Annotated in this window: 1 protein-coding gene; it reads right to left on the reverse strand. The window is 28.3% G+C overall.

Features of this window, described 5'->3' with window-relative positions; genetic code table 11:
- Positions 1-171: 171 nt before the first annotated feature.
- On the reverse strand, positions 172-378 hold the full coding sequence (locus KI369_RS27875) for a hypothetical protein (RefSeq protein WP_212958878.1): 207 nt from the start codon (positions 376-378) through the stop codon (positions 172-174).
- Positions 379-558: the final 180 nt, after the last annotated feature.

Here is a 558-nt window from a genome sequence, read left to right on the forward strand (position 1 = left end):
GATTAAAGTCTCACTTTATCACAAACTAAATTAAGAAGACCATATATAAGAATGCCTTTTCTTTATCAATTAAGTTTATCTGAATCATTTTTAGATAATATTCTTTTTCTATTAGCTCAAATATAAATAATGCTATTTTCATGTTAGTAACAACATCTTTTCGAATACATTTTATTCTTTGAATGTATCTGGTTTTTCAACTCTGAATGATTTTACCTCACCGCATTCTAAACAGAATGTGGTTAATAGCTTAGAACGTTTCCCTCCTGAAAAGAACCTACTAGATTCATCTTCACAAACATATGCATGATAAGCAGATCCAATCCTTCCTTCTTTAAATGTAGTAGAACCGCAATTCTCGCATCGCTTATTTTTCATGCTACTAACACTAACACCTCATTTGATTGATATTTATTTTGCTGTGTTTTTAAGATAGAAGTAAAGCAACTTGGTTATAAATGATGTTTTCGACATGATATAATAGACCCCTTTATATATTCGTAAGTAAAACAGTGTAATATTAATACGGAAAAATATAATAATATGAGTTTTTACATA

It is taken from the genome of Bacillus sanguinis (assembly GCF_018332475.1).
In the GTDB taxonomy this organism is placed as follows: domain Bacteria; phylum Bacillota; class Bacilli; order Bacillales; family Bacillaceae_G; genus Bacillus_A; species Bacillus_A sanguinis.